General features: G+C 70.4%; 17 protein-coding genes. 5 read left to right on the top strand and 12 right to left on the bottom strand.

What is annotated here, in order from left to right:
* Positions 1 to 15 precede the first annotated feature (15 nt).
* Together EHO50_RS24560 and EHO50_RS24555 are read right to left on the bottom strand one after the other, a co-directional pair.
* A complete protein-coding gene (locus EHO50_RS24560; RefSeq protein ID WP_128433315.1) occupies positions 16 to 1,359 on the bottom strand; it encodes an alpha-2,8-polysialyltransferase family protein in 1,344 nt (447 codons plus the stop codon).
* A complete protein-coding gene (locus EHO50_RS24555; protein ID WP_128433314.1) occupies positions 1,356 to 2,339 on the bottom strand; it encodes a glycosyltransferase family 2 protein in 984 nt (327 codons plus the stop codon). Before EHO50_RS24555 ends, EHO50_RS24560 begins: the two co-directional genes overlap by 4 nt.
* Positions 2,340 to 2,624: 285 nt before the next feature.
* On the opposite strand from EHO50_RS24555, the gene EHO50_RS24550 reads away from it, so the two are divergent.
* The gene (locus EHO50_RS24550) at positions 2,625 to 3,044 is read left to right on the top strand and encodes a hypothetical protein (RefSeq protein ID WP_128433313.1); all 420 of its coding nucleotides are present in this window, start codon (positions 2,625 to 2,627) and stop codon (positions 3,042 to 3,044) included.
* Between the two features lie 4 nt (positions 3,045 to 3,048).
* Here EHO50_RS24550 and EHO50_RS24545 read toward each other — a convergent pair whose 3' ends face one another.
* Entirely contained in the window at positions 3,049 to 3,699 is a 651-nt protein-coding gene (locus EHO50_RS24545) for a TetR/AcrR family transcriptional regulator C-terminal domain-containing protein (RefSeq protein WP_128433312.1), read from the bottom strand.
* Positions 3,700 to 3,771: 72 nt separating this feature from the next.
* Here EHO50_RS24545 and EHO50_RS24540 point away from each other — a divergent pair, with 72 nt between their 5' ends.
* Positions 3,772 to 5,202: an FAD-dependent oxidoreductase gene (locus EHO50_RS24540; RefSeq protein WP_128433311.1), complete on the top strand. Its 1,431-nt coding sequence runs from the start codon at positions 3,772 to 3,774 to the stop codon at positions 5,200 to 5,202.
* Here EHO50_RS24540 and EHO50_RS24535 read toward each other — a convergent pair.
* On the bottom strand, positions 5,199 to 5,783 hold the full coding sequence (locus EHO50_RS24535) for a Uma2 family endonuclease (protein WP_128433310.1): 585 nt from the start codon (positions 5,781 to 5,783) through the stop codon (positions 5,199 to 5,201). The two genes, EHO50_RS24540 and EHO50_RS24535, sit on opposite strands and share 4 nt — an antisense overlap.
* Positions 5,784 to 5,876: 93 nt before the next feature.
* Positions 5,877 to 7,457 (bottom strand): acyl-CoA mutase large subunit family protein, encoded by a 1,581-nt coding sequence (locus EHO50_RS24530; protein WP_128433309.1) that lies wholly within the window; start codon positions 7,455 to 7,457, stop codon positions 5,877 to 5,879.
* Positions 7,458 to 7,737: 280 nt separating this feature from the next.
* Between EHO50_RS24530 and EHO50_RS24525 the strand changes: the two genes are divergently transcribed.
* Positions 7,738 to 8,553: a L,D-transpeptidase family protein gene (locus EHO50_RS24525; protein WP_128433308.1), complete on the top strand. Its 816-nt coding sequence runs from the start codon at positions 7,738 to 7,740 to the stop codon at positions 8,551 to 8,553.
* Positions 8,554 to 8,788: 235 nt separating this feature from the next.
* Here the strand turns inward: EHO50_RS24525 and EHO50_RS24520 are convergent, their stop codons facing one another.
* From EHO50_RS24520 to EHO50_RS24495, 6 genes are all read right to left on the bottom strand, one after another.
* Positions 8,789 to 9,886 (bottom strand): hypothetical protein, encoded by a 1,098-nt coding sequence (locus tag EHO50_RS24520; RefSeq protein ID WP_128433307.1) that lies wholly within the window; start codon positions 9,884 to 9,886, stop codon positions 8,789 to 8,791.
* A complete protein-coding gene (locus EHO50_RS24515) occupies positions 9,886 to 10,548 on the bottom strand; it encodes an RNA polymerase sigma factor (RefSeq protein WP_062150839.1) in 663 nt (220 codons plus the stop codon). Before EHO50_RS24515 ends, EHO50_RS24520 begins: the two co-directional genes overlap by 1 nt.
* A 297-nt stretch (positions 10,549 to 10,845) precedes the next feature.
* Positions 10,846 to 11,652 (bottom strand): hypothetical protein, encoded by an 807-nt coding sequence (locus tag EHO50_RS24510; protein WP_181449683.1) that lies wholly within the window; start codon positions 11,650 to 11,652, stop codon positions 10,846 to 10,848.
* 270 nt (positions 11,653 to 11,922) lie between these two features.
* Entirely contained in the window at positions 11,923 to 12,540 is a 618-nt protein-coding gene (locus EHO50_RS24505; protein WP_128433306.1) for an RNA polymerase sigma factor, read from the bottom strand.
* Positions 12,541 to 12,658: 118 nt separating this feature from the next.
* A complete protein-coding gene (locus EHO50_RS24500) occupies positions 12,659 to 13,531 on the bottom strand; it encodes a hypothetical protein (RefSeq protein WP_128433305.1) in 873 nt (290 codons plus the stop codon).
* Positions 13,532 to 13,563: 32 nt separating this feature from the next.
* On the bottom strand, positions 13,564 to 13,995 hold the full coding sequence (locus EHO50_RS24495) for a hypothetical protein (RefSeq protein WP_128433304.1): 432 nt from the start codon (positions 13,993 to 13,995) through the stop codon (positions 13,564 to 13,566).
* A gap of 337 nt (positions 13,996 to 14,332) precedes the next feature.
* On the opposite strand from EHO50_RS24495, the gene EHO50_RS24490 reads away from it, so the two are divergent.
* Complete coding sequence (locus tag EHO50_RS24490) at positions 14,333 to 15,220, top strand: septum formation family protein (RefSeq protein WP_128433303.1); 888 nt, start codon at positions 14,333 to 14,335, stop codon at positions 15,218 to 15,220.
* A gap of 248 nt (positions 15,221 to 15,468) precedes the next feature.
* Here the strand turns inward: EHO50_RS24490 and EHO50_RS24485 are convergent, their stop codons facing one another.
* Positions 15,469 to 15,864, bottom strand: coding sequence for a hypothetical protein (locus EHO50_RS24485; RefSeq protein WP_164904927.1), 396 nt, complete (start codon positions 15,862 to 15,864; stop codon positions 15,469 to 15,471).
* Between the two features lie 190 nt (positions 15,865 to 16,054).
* On the opposite strand from EHO50_RS24485, the gene EHO50_RS24480 reads away from it, so the two are divergent.
* On the top strand, positions 16,055 to 16,543 hold the full coding sequence (locus tag EHO50_RS24480; RefSeq protein WP_246101384.1) for a DUF1877 family protein: 489 nt from the start codon (positions 16,055 to 16,057) through the stop codon (positions 16,541 to 16,543).
* Positions 16,544 to 16,562 lie beyond the last annotated feature (19 nt).

Below are 16,562 nucleotides of genomic sequence, written 5' to 3'. Positions count from 1 at the left end.
TTACGGGTCGGCGCGTTACTTCCGCGTCGTCTGCCGCAGCTGCCGTACGGCCTTGCGGACCGCCGGGTGCCGGCGCAGCGCCTCCGCGCGGACCGGGCTGCCGCCGGGGAGCCGGAGGCTGGTGAGGCGGCGGCGCTTGAAGTAGCGCTGGTACCGGTCCAGGTTGGCGGTGAGCCAGGCGGCGACCTCGTCGCGCGAGCCGTGGTGCTTGCGGGACTGCATGCAGTAGCCGACGCTGCGCACCAGCGGGGCCAGGCCCTCGGCCATCCCGGCGAGTTCGAGCTGCGAGCCGAGCTCGGCGTGCTCCGCGTCGGGCAGGGCCGCGTCGATGATGGTCAGCGGGATGCGGTTGCTGTTCTCGTACGGCGTGATGCGTTCGAGGAGCAGTTCCGTGCCGACTCGGGCGACGGGGATGCCGTAGAAGGCGGCGGCGGTCATCAGCGCGGTGGAGAAGCAGCCGATGACGAGCTTCGGCTTCAGGAAGGCGAAGACGGTCTCGGCGAGGACGGGCTCGTTCAGGACGGTGAGCCTGACGCCGAGTTCGGCGGCGACCGCCTCCAGCGACTCGTTGAAGACGGCCGGTGCGCTCGGGTGCGGCTTGAACAGGATGTCCTGGTGGCCGGCGCGGGCGGCGGCGCGCAGGAACCGGATGTGCAGCTGCTCCTCCTCGTCCTGGGTGATCAGGTCGATGGCCGAGAGGTACTGGCCGAGGAGGACGGCGGTGGGCGGGCTGTCGGCCGGAAGTCGCTCGGCGAGGACACCGGCGCCGGACTCGCCGATCTGGGCGAGGACGTCGATGATCGCCTCGTTCGGGACGGCCTCGGGCTCGACGCCGTACTCGGCGAGGAGCATGGGCGTCAGACCCGGCACCAGGTCCAGGTGGAGGACGCGCTTGATGCGGCTGCTCATGCCGTGCGGGATGCGGTTGCGGGTGGGGCCGTAGCTCATCAGACCGTCCGCGTACACATGGATCGGGCTGTCCGCGAAGATGTCCGCGACCGCGCGGGAGGGGTTGGCCTGGATGGACTCGCAGGCGATCTCGACCGGCTCGTCGCCCAGGTTCCAGGCGAGGCGTACGGCCTTCTCCCACAGCAGGGCGTCCTGGCCGCGCGGTGACCAGCCGGCCGGGTGGTGCGGGGAGATGAACTCGTTCCAGGAGCGCACCTCGTCGAACTCGGGGCGCAGCTTCTCGAAGCCGGCCATCTTGTCCAGCGGGGTGCCGACCTCGGGGATCGCGGCGGTGTTGCTGACGACGAGGATGCGGCGCACGCCCTCGCGCGGGCCGAACTGGCCGGCCCGTATGGCGGCGGTGACCGTCGCGGCCGCGTACTGCGTGGCCGAGAAGAAGATCTGGATCATGCCGCCACTCCCTTCATGCCGCCCCTTATCCGGCGCAGCATGTACACGCGCTCCTCGCCCATCCCGACGAGGGCCTCTTCCAGTTCGTCCTCCGACATCCTGCCCAGCGCCTCCGCGGCCATCTGCTTCAGCTTGGCCGCGATGCTGCGCTCGAACCGGCCGCGGCTGAGCAGTTGGTGGGCGATGACGACGCAGTAGTTGCGCAGCGCCTTCTTGCGCAGCCTGCCCACCTCGGGGTCGTCGGCGAGCTCTGCGAGGACGAGGTCGAAGGAGCGGAAGAAGTCCAGCTGGCGAACGTCACCGATTTGAGTGAGCGAACTGGCCACGCCCCGGCGGTAGAAGACCCCGCGCAGGCTGGCGACGGCGTAGGAGTCGGCCCTGCGGTGCAGGTCCCAGATCCAGGGGCGGTCCTCGGCGGTCTTCAGTCCGTCGTGGAAGCGGAGCATGCCCTTGTCGAGGAGGCGGCGGTGGTAGACGCCGGCCCAGGCGTACGGGTAGTCGACCATGGTGGTGTCGTCGACGGGGAGGATCGAGGTGCGCGGGTCGAGCGGGGTGTGCCGTCGTCCCTCGGGCGCCCGGTGGACGGTCCGCTCGATGCCCGTGACCTGCACGTGGTCGGTCCGTACGAAGTCGACGTCGAACCGCTCGATGGCGTCCACGAGATCCGCGAGATAGCCCGGCGCCAGCCAGTCGTCACCGTCGAGGAAGGTGAGGTAGCGGCCCTCGGCGGCGTCGATGCCGGTGTTGCGCGCGGTAGCCAGTCCGCCGTTCTGCTCGTGCCGTATCACCCGACTGTTCTTGAGTCTCTTCGTCAGCGTCAGCAGCGCTTCGTACGTCTTGTCCTTGGTGGACCGGTCCTCGACGAAGATGAACTCGAAGTCGTCCCGTTCGTTGTTGACCAGGCTGGTCACCGTCTCGGGTACGTACGACTCGATGTTGTAGCAGGGGACGATCACGGACAGGGTGGATTGGTTGGCCACGTGTGCACACCTGGATTCTCAGCGGGAAATCTCCGCGATCCTAGGAACGCACGAGCTGCTTGAACGCGACACCTCGCCGACCTCCAGGTGAACTCGGCATGACATCACCATGCCGCGGCCCCACGCCGGCCGCCGGGCCGCGCCGGGCTTCGTACGGCGTCCATCATTCCGCTACACGATGACCGGCGCGTGTCCATCCCCCGCTGATGAGGTGTGGCCCGGACTGACGTGAGCGCGTCAGTTCGAAGGATTTGTGTTCGACCAACTCTGCGAAGGAGTAAGGGAATGCGTATCCGCAACAGACTGGGCAGCTTGGCCGCCTGTGTCGCCGCGGCGACGGGGCTCACGGTGGCGGCGGCCGGCTCCGCCTCGGCTGTGACGACCACCGTTCAGGTCTGGGGCACCTCGGGCACCTACCTCGGCAGCGGCTACTTCCACGGTGGCGGCTCGGGCGCGATCGAGGTGTACGACGCCTTCTGCGACGGCGACAACGGCATCATCGCCGCCGCCTATGTGTGGCGGAACAGCTCGTGGACGACCAGCGGACTGGTGAGCGTCCGGGGCTGCGGCTCGACCAACTACAACGGCCTCGCCGACAACAGCCCCCGTCCGGCATACGGCGAGGAAGTGAAGTTCACCGTGTGCAAGCTGCTGCCCGACGGCACCTGGAAGGACTGCATCAACACCTACGTCGAGAACTACTGATCGCCTACCCCACCGGGTACCGCGCCTCGATCCCGGCGATCACCAGGGCGAGCCCTTCCTCGAAGTGCCGGTCGTAGTCCTCGAACATCTCCGCGCCCGCCTGAGCCGACAGGGGAAAGTCGGCCATCAGGCGGGCGCGTTGCGCTACGTCGTAGCCCTCGCGGCGCTCGCCGGGCAGCGGCTCGACGCCCTGTTCCTCCGTGACGAAGCCGAGGGTGTAGAAGTACGTCGCCGAGGTCGCGCGGACCGCCTGGGCGAGGGTGAAGCCGGCGGTCGTGAACAGGCGCAGGTTGTCCTCCATCTGTTCGGCGTGCTCGATGCCGGTGAAGCGGGAGCCGCTGAAGACCTTCGCGCCGTCGCGGTAGCGGAGCAGCGCCGCGCGCAGTCCGCGGTTGGACTTGAGCAGCCGTTCCTGCCAGGTGTCGGCGGGGCCGAGGGGCGTCCCGGCGACCATCCGCCGGTACATCTCGGTCGCCATCTCGTCCAGCAGTGCCTGTTTGTCCTTGAAGTGCCAGTACAGGGCCGGTGCCTTGACGTCCAGCTCCTTGGCGATGGCGCGCAGGGTGAGGCCGTCCAGACCGACCTCGTTCAGGAGCTTGAGGGCGGTGTCCGCGACGCGTGTGCGGTCGAGGGGCGTCCGGCGTTCCGTAGTCACGCTTGACAGCTTAACGGCGTTAAGGCCACCCTTGCACCCAAGCGCACTTAACAGCGTTAAGGAGAATGGATCATGGCTGCACGAACCGATGTACCGGCTGTACGGACCGATGTACTGATCGTGGGCGCGGGCCCCACCGGCCTCACCCTCGGCATCGACCTCGCCCGGCGCGGGGTGGAGGCGCTGGTCGTGGAGCGGGCCGACGCGCTCCTCCCCGGATCACGCGGCAAGGGGATCCAGCCGCGCACGAGGGAGGTCTTCGACGACCTGGGCGTACTCGACGCGATCCACGCGGCGGGCGGCAGCTATCCCGTCGGGATGATCTGGCAGGACGGGAAGCGGGTCGGCGAGCACCAGATGTTCGACCCGGCGGAGGTGACGGAGGACTCGCCGTACACCGAGCCGTGGATGGTGCCGCAGTGGCGGACGCAGGAGATCCTGTTCGGCCGGCTGGAGGAGCTGGGCGGGAAGGTCGCCTTCGGCCGGGAGGTCGTCGGGGTCACACAGGACGAGGACGGAGTGACGGTCCGCTTCGCGGCCGGCGAGAGCGTCCGCGCACCGTACGTCGTCGCCGCCGACGGTGGCCGCTCGGCGCTGCGGCGGTCTCTCGGCATCGGCATGACCGGGGAGACCGTCGACCCGAGCCCGATGCTGGTGGCGGACGTCAGGATCACGGGCCTGGACCGCGACAACTGGCACATCTTCCCGCCGAGCGGGGAGGGCGACGGCTTCCTGGCCATCTGCCCGCTCGCGGGTACGGAGGACTTCCAGGTGGTGGCCCAGTTCGCGGAGGGTGCGTCGGTCGACGTCTCCCTGGAGGGCATACGCAAGGTCGTAGCCGCGCGCTCGCATCTGGCGCCGGAGGACGTGACCGAGGTGCGCTGGGCCTCGGACTTCCGGCCGCGGGCTGCGCTGGCGGACCGGTTCCGGGACAGGCGGGTGTTCCTGGCTGGGGATGCCGCCCATGTGCATTCACCGGCCGGCGGGCAGGGGCTCAACACCAGCGTGCAGGACGCGTACAACCTGGGGTGGAAGCTGGGGGCGGTGCTGCGGGACGGGGCGGACGAAGCTCTGCTGGGCACGTACGAGGAGGAGCGGCGGGCCATCGCGGCGGACATGCTGGGGCTGTCGACGAGCGTGCATCGCGGGGAGGTGCGGCGCGGGGAGGCTACGCGTCAACTGGGGCTGGGGTACCGGGAGTCGAGCCTGACGGAGGAGACGCGGGACGCGGTGGGGGCGGTGCGGGCCGGGGATCGGGCGCCGGACGGGGTGCTGGGTGGCGTGCGGCTGTTTGATGCGTTTCGGGGGCCGCACTGGACGTTGGTCGCGGTGGGGGTACAAGCGGCCGAGGTGCCGGAAGCGGTGCGGGTGATTCGAGGGGGCCCCGCGCAGGGGACGTACGGATCCGGGTTGTTCCTGGTGCGGCCGGACGGGTACGTGGGGTGGGCCGGGGACCAGGCAGCCGGGCTCATGGGCTACCTGGCCCGCTTCGGCCTGCGCTAGTCGTCGTCGCCGTCGAGGAGGGTGTCGACGGCGAGTTCGAGGGTGACGCCGACGGATTCGGGGACGGGGACGGTCTGGCCGCGCTTGAAGCGCTGGGGGTCGGCGTACTTGCCATCGGCCGGGTCCTGGTAGAGGAGGACCTCGTCGTGTTTGCGGTCGGCGATGAGGTAGGCAGGGACGCCGGCCTGGGCGTAGCACTCGACCTTGGGGCCGAGGTCGTCGGACCAGTTCGACGACGTCACTTCCACGACCATGCGGAAGACGTTCGGAGCGTAATAGTTCTTCGTGACGTGAGCGTCGCGGAAGTCCTTGTCGACGATGGAGAAGTCAGGGATCGCGAAGTCCTCAGGCAACGTGGGCAGCCAGAGTCCGATGCCCTGGACGTACCTGAGCCCAGCCTTCCGTGCCCCGGCCATATGGAATTGCACGACCAGCCAAGACAACGACAGCGCATGCGAGCCGTCCGGCGGCGGTGTCACAGTGAGCCTCCCCTGGAGAATCTCCACGCGGTGGCCAGGCAGTGCACGGGCAAGCTGGGCGGCAGCCTCGCCCAGGGTCAGCTCCTGCTGTAGTACGGCCATGGCGTCCTCCTTTTCGGGGCCCACTCTGCAACGAGCGTAACCGGAGACACCCGGACTCAGCTCGTGATCACTCATACGGAGTAGTCGCCCAGCTCAGAACGCATCGCTGGGCACATAAGTCCCCCAGATCTCCCGAAGGGCGTTGCACACCTCCCCCACAGTCGCCCGAGCCCGCAGCGCCTCCTTCATCGGGTACAGGACGTTGTCCGCCCCCTCTGCCGCCTTCTTCAGCGCGGCCAGCGCCGAGTCCACCGCCCCCTGGTCCCGCTCCTCCCGCAGCTTCGCCAGCCGTTCCGCCTGCTGGGCCTCGATGGCCGGGTCCACGCGGAGCGGCTCGTACGGCTCCTCCGCGTCCAGCTGGAAACGGTTCACGCCGACCACGACCCGCTCGCCGGCGTCCGTCTCCTGGGCGATCCGGTACGCGCTGCGCTCGATCTCGCTCTTCTGGAAGCCGTGCTCGATGGCCGACACCGCGCCGCCGAGGTCCTCGACCTTCCGCATCAGCTCGACCGCCGCCGCCTCCACGTCGTCGGTCATCTTCTCGATGACGTACGAGCCCGCGAAGGGGTCGACCGTCGCCGTCACGTCCGTCTCGTACGCGAGGACCTGCTGCGTACGCAGGGCCAGGCGGGCCGACTTGTCCGTCGGCAGCGCGATCGCCTCGTCGAAGGAGTTGGTGTGGAGGGACTGGGTGCCGCCGAGGACCGCGGCGAGGCCCTGCACGGCGACCCGGACGAGGTTGACCTCCGGCTGCTGGGCCGTCAGTTGCACGCCGGCCGTCTGGGTGTGGAAGCGGAGCATCAGGGACTTGGGGTTCTTCGCGCCGAACTCCTCCCGCATCACCCGGGCCCAGATGCGGCGAGCGGCACGGAACTTGGCGACCTCTTCGAGGATCGTCGTACGGGCCACGAAGAAGAAGGACAGGCGCGGCGCGAAGTCGTCGACGTCCATGCCCGCCGCCACCGCCGTGCGGACGTACTCGATGCCGTCGGCGAGGGTGAAGGCGATCTCCTGCGCGGGCGACGCGCCCGCCTCGGCCATGTGGTAGCCGGAGATCGAGATCGTGTTCCACTTCGGGATCTCGGCCCGGCAGTACTTGAAGATGTCGGCGATGAGCCGCAGGGAGGGCTTCGGCGGGAAGATGTACGTCCCGCGCGCGATGTACTCCTTCAGCACGTCGTTCTGGATCGTGCCGGTGAGCCGGTCCGCCGGGACCCCCTGCTCCTCCGCCACCAGTTGGTACAGCAGAAGCAGCAGCGCGGCCGGCGCGTTGATCGTCATCGACGTCGACACCTTGTCCAGCGGGATCCCGCCGAACAGCACCCGCATGTCGTCGATCGAGTCGATGGCGACGCCCACCTTGCCCACCTCACCGTGGGCGATCGGCGCGTCGGAGTCGTGGCCCATCTGGGTGGGCAGGTCGAAGGCGACCGACAGGCCCATCGTGCCGTGCGCGATCAGGTCGCGATAGCGGGCGTTGGACTCCGTGGCCGTGCCGAACCCGGCGTACTGGCGCATCGTCCAGGGGCGGCCCGTGTACATCGTGGGATACACGCCACGGGTGAAGGGGTACGAGCCGGGCTCGCCCAGCTTCTCGGCCGCGTCCCAGCCGTTCAGCGCGTCCGGCCCGTAGACCGGTTCGATGGGCAGTCCGGACTCCGACTCGCGCGCCATCGTGTGTGCCTCCGCATCGCTGTGGTTGTTACCCGCCAGTACAGACGATTCGCCACGGACTGTAGCGGCCGGGCCGGCGCCCGATGGAGGGCTCCGCCCTGGGACCTTGCTCACAGGGCCGTGCACTTCCGTGTGCGCTTCCTTGTGCACTTCTGTGTCCAACCATGCCGCGTAGTTCGCAACCGGTCACGCGCGGGGAACATCTCAGGTGACATCAGGGCGGTCGGCCCGGCGGGGTGGCCGCGGTGAGACGACGGGGGCCGGGATGCGTACCAAGGGCATGGGGAGATCGACTGCGGTACTCGCTGCGGGCGCCGCGCTGACGGTGCTGTGCGGCTGTACGGTGCAGGCTTCGGGCGAGGAGCAGCGCTCGCCGGTGCGCATCGACCTCCCGAGCGGCACACCGTCCCCGAAGTCCGCGCCGCCCGACGACAAGCCGAGCGCCGAACCCGCGTCGCCGGCGCCCGCCGTGCTGTGGTCGCGGGGCGACGAGGGCCGTGACGTGCGCGAGCTCCAGGCCCGGCTGCGGCAGATCGCCTGGCTCTTCGACGGGCCGACCGGGACGTACGACGATCTGACCGAGCGGGCCGTCAAGGGCTTCCAGGGCAAGCGCGGGCTGCCGAAGACGGGGAAGACCGACGAGGTCACCTGGGAGCGGCTGCTGAAGATGACGCGCGAGCCCGGCAAGTGGGACCTGTACCTGATGGGCGGGCAGCCCGCCGACGCGCCGGACGCGCGGTGCCTGACCGGGCGGGTGCTGTGCATCAGCAAGTCGAGCCGGACGCTGCGCTGGATGATCGACGGGCGGACGCTGCTGACGGTGCCGGTGCGGTTCGGGGCGCAGTACACACCGACGCGGGAAGGTGTGTTCAGCGTCTACTGGAAGTCCCGGCACCATGTGTCGACGCTCTATGACTCGCCCATGCCGTACGCGATGTTCTTCAGCGGTGGCCAGGCGGTGCACTACTCGTCCGACTTCGCGGCCACGGGTTACGCCGGCGCCTCGCACGGCTGCGTCAACGTACGGGACGAGCGAGCCATCGGGGAGATGTTCGATCAGGTGAGGACCGGCGACAAGGTCGTCGTCCACTGGTGAGGCGCGGGGCGCGGATGAGGTGGGCCGCAGAGGAAGCGGGCCGCAGATGAAGTGGGGCGCGGGCGGGACCGGGGGAACGTGTCCCGCCCGCGCCGATGCACGAGCCGCAGGTACGGGGGGAACCCCGGCTCTGTGCGAGGGCCGATGACCAGTCGGCTCACTCAGATCAGCGCCACGGCGGCCGAAAGTGTCACTCCCGGCGCGAAGAATTTTCCGAGAATCACAAAACCGCAGGTCAGCGACGTGTGACGGGAGTGACTACGACCGACTCCAGCTGGGGCAGCACGGCGCGGTCCGACAGGAGGACGGCCACGGCAGAGGGGGCTTGCCCGGCGTCGGCGGTGTGGTGGCCGCCCACCAGGCCACGGCTGGCGCCACGGTCGGCGCGCGAGCCGGCCGAGCGGTCCTTGTGGCCGTCTCTGCCCTTGTCCCGGTCCAGCGCTCGGTCCGGGTAGTCGTCGTCGCCCTTGTCCTTGCCCTTTTCCGGGCCGTCCTCGCCCTTGCCGTCGTCCGGCAGCGACCGGACGCTTTCGCCGACGCCGGTCAGGACGCTCTTGCAGTACTTGCGCACGGTGACGGAACCGCCGGCCGCGCTCTCCAGGGCGCGGCGGCGGTCGCCGGACAGCTGCTTGCCGTCGCGCAGGTCGCGGCAGGACGAGGTGACGGTCCGCCACCAGCCGCCGGAGCGATCCTCACGGTCGGGGGCGGCGGTTTCGCGGTCCGGGGCCGGGCCGCCGGGTGGCGTGTCCTGGGTGTTCCCGGAGCCGGTGGGGCCCCGCGAGCCGCCGTCGGGCGTGGGCTCGCCCTGCATACCGCGCTCCGGCGAGGGCGAGGGCGACAGGAGCGGGCGGTCCGGCACCGACGCCGAGACCGAGGCAGCCGGGCGGCCCCGCTCGTCGCGGTCGAACGGCGTCGGCAGGACTCCGGTTCCGGCCGCCACGGCGACCCCGCCGACCATGCCGACGGCCAGCGCGGCGGCGAGACCGAGCCGTACTGGACGGGCCCAGCGGGGGCGACGGGCGGCGCGGTCGGGGGCGCCGATGCGGACGAGTCCGGCGTCGGAGCCCTGGGAGGCGCGCGAGGCGGAGCCGTGGCCGAGGGTCGCGGAAGCGTCGTCCCGGTCCGCGCGCGCCGCGCGGAACGCCGCCAACGCGGCGGCCTCTCCGGGGAGTTCCGCGCTGCTCAGCGGGGGTTCGACGGTCAGGGACTCAAGCGTCTTGGCGAGCTGTTCGGCCTGGTCGCGGTCGGCCGCGTCGACAGCTTCGAGTGACTCTCCGCGCAGCAATCGCTCCGCAGTTTCGCGGTCCAGCCACCTGTACTGCTCGTCGGCCATCACACATCCTTCTGCGTCCGCGTGACGCTTTGCGTCACACTCGCAGACGTCACCGCACGGTCGCGGGTTCCTCGCTGGGGAGGCAGGGCATCGAGCACCCCGGCCGATTCCGGATCGTCGCCGAGCAGCTCGGCGAGCCGCTTCAGACCCCGGTGCGCGGCGGTCCGTACGGCACCCGGACGCTTGCCGAGCGTCTCCGCGGCCGTCTTGGCGTCGAGCCCCACGACCACGCGCAGGACGACGGCCTCCGCCTGGTCCTGCGGCAGGCGCGCGATGAGGGAGAGGGTGCCGTCGGTGGCCAGGGCCTCGATGGCCTCGCCCGCGGTGTCGGACTCGGCGGCCTTCCCGGTCAGCTCCGTCTCGTCGCCGCCGATCGCGGGGCGGCGGCCGCGCATGCGTATGTGATCCAGCGCACGGTTGCGGGCTATTCGGGCGGCCCAGCCGCGGAAACGGTCCGCGTCCCCGCTGAATCGCTCCAGGTCACGCGCTATCTGCAGCCATGCCTCCGACGCGACGTCCTCGGCGTCGGGGTCGCCGACCAGCGTCCGTACGTACCCGAGCAGCCGCGGGTGCACGGAGCGGTACACAGTCCGGAACGCGGTCTCGTCCCCGTCCTGTGCCGCAAGCACCGCGGCAGTCAGCTCCGCGTCGTCCCCCAGCACTGGTACCTCAATTGATGGTTGCGGCTTCAAGACCGCAGGTCGTTGCGGTGGTCATACACCCTCCGCGTCCGGCGCGAAAGGCACGTTACGGCCTGAAAGAGCCGCTCGTCCATGTCCGTACAACATGCAACTACCCAGGACAGCGCGTTGTCCGCGTCCAGGTGTGACAGAAAACGCAGTCATGGCGCTGTAGAGAGTACGGGCCGCCGCGCGGCCCGTGCCGCGCGACGGCCGGGGCCTCTCCTGTGGGGGGTGGCGGCCCCGGCCGTTGCCTCGGCCGAGGACGTCGGGCCGACATCAGCCCTGGTTCTCGGCCTTCTCCGCCTTCTCGGCGCCCTTGCCGGACGTGTTCTCGTCGCTCGGGCCCTGATGGCTCGGTCCCTGGTCGTTCGAGCCCTGGTCGTTCGAGTTCTGTTCGTTCGAGCCCTGGTCTTTCGAGCCCTGGCCGTTGCCGGTGGCACCGCCCCCGTCGGCCTCCTTGCTCGGCTCGCCCTTCGCCGCCGCGGTCGCCAGTTGCTCGGCGCAGTACGCGGCCACCTTGTCCTCGCCGCCCGCCGCCGTGACGAGCCGCTGCCAGGACGTCGAGTCCAGGGCCTTCCCGCGCTCCTCGACCTGGGCGTAGGCGCGGCACTTCGCCTCGGTGTCCTGGGCGGTGGCCGGATGGCCGGGCTTGCCGGAGACAGCGTCGGACGCGGCGGAGGACGGTTCGGCGGCCGGCAGACCGGGAGCGCTGTTCGACTCGGTGGGCCCGTCCTTGTCACCGGCGGGGGCGTCCGAGGAACCGGACGAACCGATCGCGGCGAACGCCGCACCGCCCAGCGCGAGGCTCGCGACGAACAGGGAGAGCGTGGTCTTCGCCGAGCGCGCGAAGCGCCGTTGCGCACGGGGCCGCCAGTCGTCCCGGCGCCGGGTGCGCGCCCGGTGGGCCCCCGCGTCCCGGGCGGCCCGGAACGCGGCCACGGCCCGCTGCTCGCCCTCGGCGTCCACGCGGTGCCCGCGCAGTACGGCGGCGGAGAGCAGCGCCTCCAACGCGGCGTCGTCGAGCATCACGGTCGGGCCGGACGCGTGGCCGGTGATGTGCGGGGACGCGTGCCCGGAAGCCATGCCGTCAGGGTGCACACGCCGACGGCCGGTGGACCCACCGCCGCTCTGCCGTTCACCCATGTCCGTTTCCCGTTCCTGTCCGTCTGATCTCAATGCGGCCTACGTGATGCACGTGTCTTACGTGATCTACGTGACCTGTCTGCCAGCTGTGACGCACAAGCTCGTAGAGCCTGTACGTACCTCACGCCCCGTACGACTCACTGCGCACACCAGCTTCGCCTCAACGAGGCGCCGATGTCGCGCCCTGGCCGTCGCCGTCACGCTCACTGTTCATTTCGATTCCCCCAGCGTCCGGGGGCCGTCATCCGTCACACCTTCGACGCCCAGCTGTTTGGCCAGGCGCTTCAGACCCCGGTACGCGGCCGTGCGGACCGCGCCCGGACGTTTGCCGAGGACGCGGGCCGCGGCGGGGGCGTCGAGGCCGACCACGACCCGCAGCAGCACGGCCTCGGCCTGGTCCCGCGGCAGTCCGCGGACCAGCTCCAGGGCGTGCTCCGTGGAGATCGACTCCAGCGCCTGGTCGTACGTGTTGTACGCACCCGGCAGGTCCAGTACGTCCTGTTCCAGCGCCGACGACCGGGGCCGTACCTTCTGCCGGCGCAGATGGTCCAGCGCCCGGTGCCGGGCGATGGTCGCGCTCCAGCCCCGGAACCCGGCCCCGTCGCCCTTGAACCGGGCGAGGTCCCGGGCGATCTCCAGCCAGGCGTCGGACGCCACGTCCTCGGCGTCGTCCCCGACCAGCCCGCGCAGGTACCCGAGCAGTCCTGGCTGCACCAGCCGGTAGGCGACCGCGAAGGCGGCCTCGTCACCTTCCTGGGCCCGCGCGACGGCCGCGCCCAATTCCCCGTCGTGCGCGTGCCCGCGGCGGGGTTCCCCTCCTTGGCGCAAGAACTGTCCTCGTCCGTACCGGCTCGCGGCGCGTCCGTACCTTGCGGCACGGGCGTGCACGCCCTTGTCCTCCACGGTCCTCAGCGTCGTGCCGGAGATAAGTGTCACAGGGCGCCCGTCACCCCACTCCCTCCGGCAACACGACGGCTCTCTCGGACGGCCCCGAGGTCCGCTCGGTCACGGCCTGGCCGTAGCGGATGCTTCCCGTCCCGTGCGGGATGCGCAGCACGCACCGGAAGGTGTGCGAAGTGACCTGATGTGTCAGGGAGTTGAGGACGAGCGTCTCCTCGGCGCGCTCCACGGTGATCCCGCTCTCCGGTGCGGGCACGCCGGCCGCGCGCAGCTGCTCCAGGGTCGGAGCGAGTTCCCGCAGGGCCTTGCGTACGACGCCCTGGTCCCGTACGGCGGGCAGCGCGGCGGACGCGGTACGGACGCGCAGCTCGATCCGCTGGTCCGCGGCAGTGACGGAGACCGCGTCGCCGTACTCCTCGAACGTGTCGAGGGCGGCCACCGGGTCCTCGACCTTGCCCGCGATCTCCGGGTCGGAGAGGGGCCCGTGCCGCCAGGCGGCGTCGCCCTCCTTGACGTAGCCGACGCCGTCGACGACGTAGAGCTCCTCGGACTCGGTCACGCCCTTGCTGCTCCGGCTGCTGCCGACGGAGTGCAGCGCCCATGGCTCGCCGGTCGTCCGGTGCACCTGCGCCGAGTAGGTCGCGCCGCTCTTGTGCCCTTGGAGCACCAGCTCCTCACTCCCCTGCACGCTGAAGCGCCAGCCCTCCTGCGCGGCCATCGCCTGCTTGGCCAGGGCGAGGAACTCGGCGGAGGTCTCGGGGGTGGGTTCGGGTGCGGGTTCGGGTTCGGGGGTGGCGCCGACGGGAGCGGTGGCCCGGCGGTCCGGCTCGGGGAGCGCCGCGTCATCCGCGTCCGCCGAGCACCCGGTGAGTGCGGCCGAGACGACCAGCGCGGCCGTCATGGCGAGGCGTTTTCCCATGGAACTTCTCATGCCGCTTTCTGTGTCACTCTTCATGCCACGGCTCTCCGTGCCCGCCCGTGCAAGGTCAGGTAGAAGGTCTGCAGGGACTCCCCGGGGCCACCGGCCTCGAACCGGTTGTGGACCTTGCCGAGCGGATTCCAGACCCGGCCGTCCGGCATACGCACCCCGACCGACTGGCCGAAGTAGGCGCGCTGGTCGGCGTCGAAGTCCACCCACACCGCCCCCGCGCGGCGCACGAGGACCTCACCGACGTACGCCCCGAGCCCCCGCAGCGTCTCCCGCGCGCGCTCCCGGTCCGCGCCGCCCTTGCGCATGCCGTCGATCAGGAAGTCGACGAGGCGCAGGCTGGCCACCGAGTAGTCCAGCGGCAGCCGGTTCCCGGCGGTGACTCCGGCGACGAAGGTCGCGGCGTACGGGCCCATCTCATGCGCGCCCGGCGCGCGTTCGTCCACTGTGCTCATGGGACCCCACCCCTTTGCTCCGTCGACGGAAGGACTCCTTCTGGTCCCCCCGCTGACCAAGCGGACGTCACCTCGTGAACATCACGGGTAACGAGGGTGTTCATTCACACACAGCAAAGTCACAGGTGACGTACAACCTTTCGGCTTCTCGTGCGTCTTTGATGCGGCCGTCGAGGCCGCGCGGCAGCCGCGTACAACCATTGCGACTCATCGCATGTCAGAGAGCTTGCCGCACACCCGCCTTGCATCGGCGGGGACTTCACAGGGCCAAGCCGCAGCGATGGCATACGATGCGCGCGCCCCCCTCATAAAGTTCACATAAGAGGATGTACACGTCATGGCAACCCGTAGCTCGCACCGTTCTGCTCGTGGCATATCCGCCGTCGTCGCCCTGCTCGCGATCGGCGCCGCGGGATGCTCGGATGTATCGGATGCCGTCGACAGCGCCAAGGACGGCGCGAAGAAGGTGGCCCGCCAGCGGTCGGTGTTCTCGCTGGAGGTCGGGGACTGCTACAACCCCAACAACAAGGGCGAGGGCGAGGAGGTCCTCGTCGAGATCGTGCCCTGCGCCGAGGGGCACACGGGGCAGGTCGTCGCCGATTTCAAGATCGACGAAGGGTCCTCGTACCCCGGTGACGACGCGATCTCGGGGATCGCCGACGAGCGTTGCCCGGTCGAGGCGGGGAAGTTCGCCCCGGACACCTGGGCGCTCCCCAAGGGTGTCGCGATCTTCTACTACACGCCGACCAAGGAGAGCTGGGCGACCGGCGACCGCGCGGTGACCTGCACCTACAACAAGGAGTCGGGCACGTTCACCGGCTCCTTGGACGCCGACGCGAAGTCCTTCAAGGCCGAGCAGAAGACGTATCTGACGGGTTCGAACGCCGTTTACGACGCCCTGTGGGCGAACCAGTCCGAAAAGGACGTCGAGGAGGACCTGGCCGCCTACAAGGCGCAGGCCAAGGCCGTCGCCACCGCGCTCGACGCACACCTCGAGGGCCTGAAGGGCATCGAGGGCGCGCAGGTCGGCAAGCTCCGCGACCAGCTGAAGAAGACGGCCACGCACTGGAAGGCTGCCGCGAACGCCGCCGACGCCGACGCGTTCTACATCGCCTACGACCCGGCCTTCACCGGCATCGACCCGAACAAGACGGTCGCCGCCCGTAAGGAGCTGGGCCTGGCCACCACCGTCCCGGCCGACGAGGCCGAGGTCTGGGCGGCCTGACACCCGTCGGACCAGCGGGGCCGCGTCCGCCGAGGACCCGGCCCCGCCTCCTGTCGGCACCGGCAAGGGCGGCAACTGGAACGCGGGACCTCGGCTACTCCCAGGCGGTCATCTACAGCAAGACCACCCTGGGCACCCCGTCGAGAGCCACCTGACCCGGCCGGGACCCCGCCCATTCACGGGGTCCCGGTCGGGTCATGTCACAGGGGCGCGGGCGGGGCATGCCCGCGCCGCTCCCACGCCGTCGCCTACCGCCGCGACTCCCCGTGCGTGGCGTCCCGGCACAGCAACCGCAGCGACCCGTCGCCCGCGAAACACCGGCGCGCCTCGTCGATCGGGTCCCACAGCCGTCCGTCGGGCGTGCGGATCCAGAAGTCGCCGCCCGACGTCCACCACTCGGCGCCGGTCTGACGGGCGATCACCTCACCGGCGTACGCACCGAGACCGCGCAGCGTGTTCTCCACGGCGGCATACGGCGTCCGCTCGTCGCGCAGCCCCTCGATCATCCGGTCGACCCGCCACAGGCTCTGCGCCGAGTAGTCGAGCCGCAGCCGCGCCCCCTCGCGCATCGTCGCCACCGCGTCCGCCGCCCACCGCACCGGCTTCGTCGCGGCTGGGGGCCTGGTTTCCTGCTGAGTCGTCACATTCTTGAGAGCGTGGCCGAACAGCGTTTCGTCACCCGGATCCGGGGGCTGCCCGGGACCGGTGCAGGACCGCCGCACCGCCACCCCAGCACGGTCACAGGACTCCCTCAGGAAACAGGTTTACGCGGGAGTTCATATTGACGCGAGAGTGACGCTTCGCCGCTGCCGTGCGCTCCAGTCACTGATGAGCATGTACTTCCATCTCCGCGCGGTACCGCCCTCGGCGCTGCGCAACAGCCCCACCTGGTTCCAGCGCCTGTTCGAGGACGACTGGGACACCGTGCGGGAGCGGATCGGCCGGCATCGCGAGGAAGTGCTCGACAAGCTGTACGGCGAGGTCGAGCTCCTCTACTGCGGCATCCCCCCGAACCACGCGCCCGAAGGCCCCCGCACCCACGTGGTCCTCGGCGGCCGCCCGGTGTTCCACACCGGCTCGTCCCTGCCCCCGTTCCTGCTGCTCACCGCATCCCAGGTGACCGGGGTCGCCGAGTACCTGAAGGCGGCCGACTTCGACGACCTGTGGCGGCACGCGCGCGTGCAGCTGCTGCGGCCGTACGGCGCGCCGGACGCGGAACCCGAGATGCGCGGCCTCTTCGCGGCGACCCACCGCGACCTGACCGCCTTCTACGCGCGGACGGCCGACTACGGCGACGCGGTGGTGAAGTGGCTGATGAGCTGACGGCCCGGGAGGGACCGGG

Source organism: Streptomyces cyaneus (assembly GCF_004028635.1).
GTDB lineage: Bacteria > Actinomycetota > Actinomycetes > Streptomycetales > Streptomycetaceae > Streptomyces > Streptomyces cyaneus.
The sequence above is the reverse complement of the archived record's forward strand: the minus strand, read 5'-3'. Positions and strand labels throughout refer to the sequence as shown.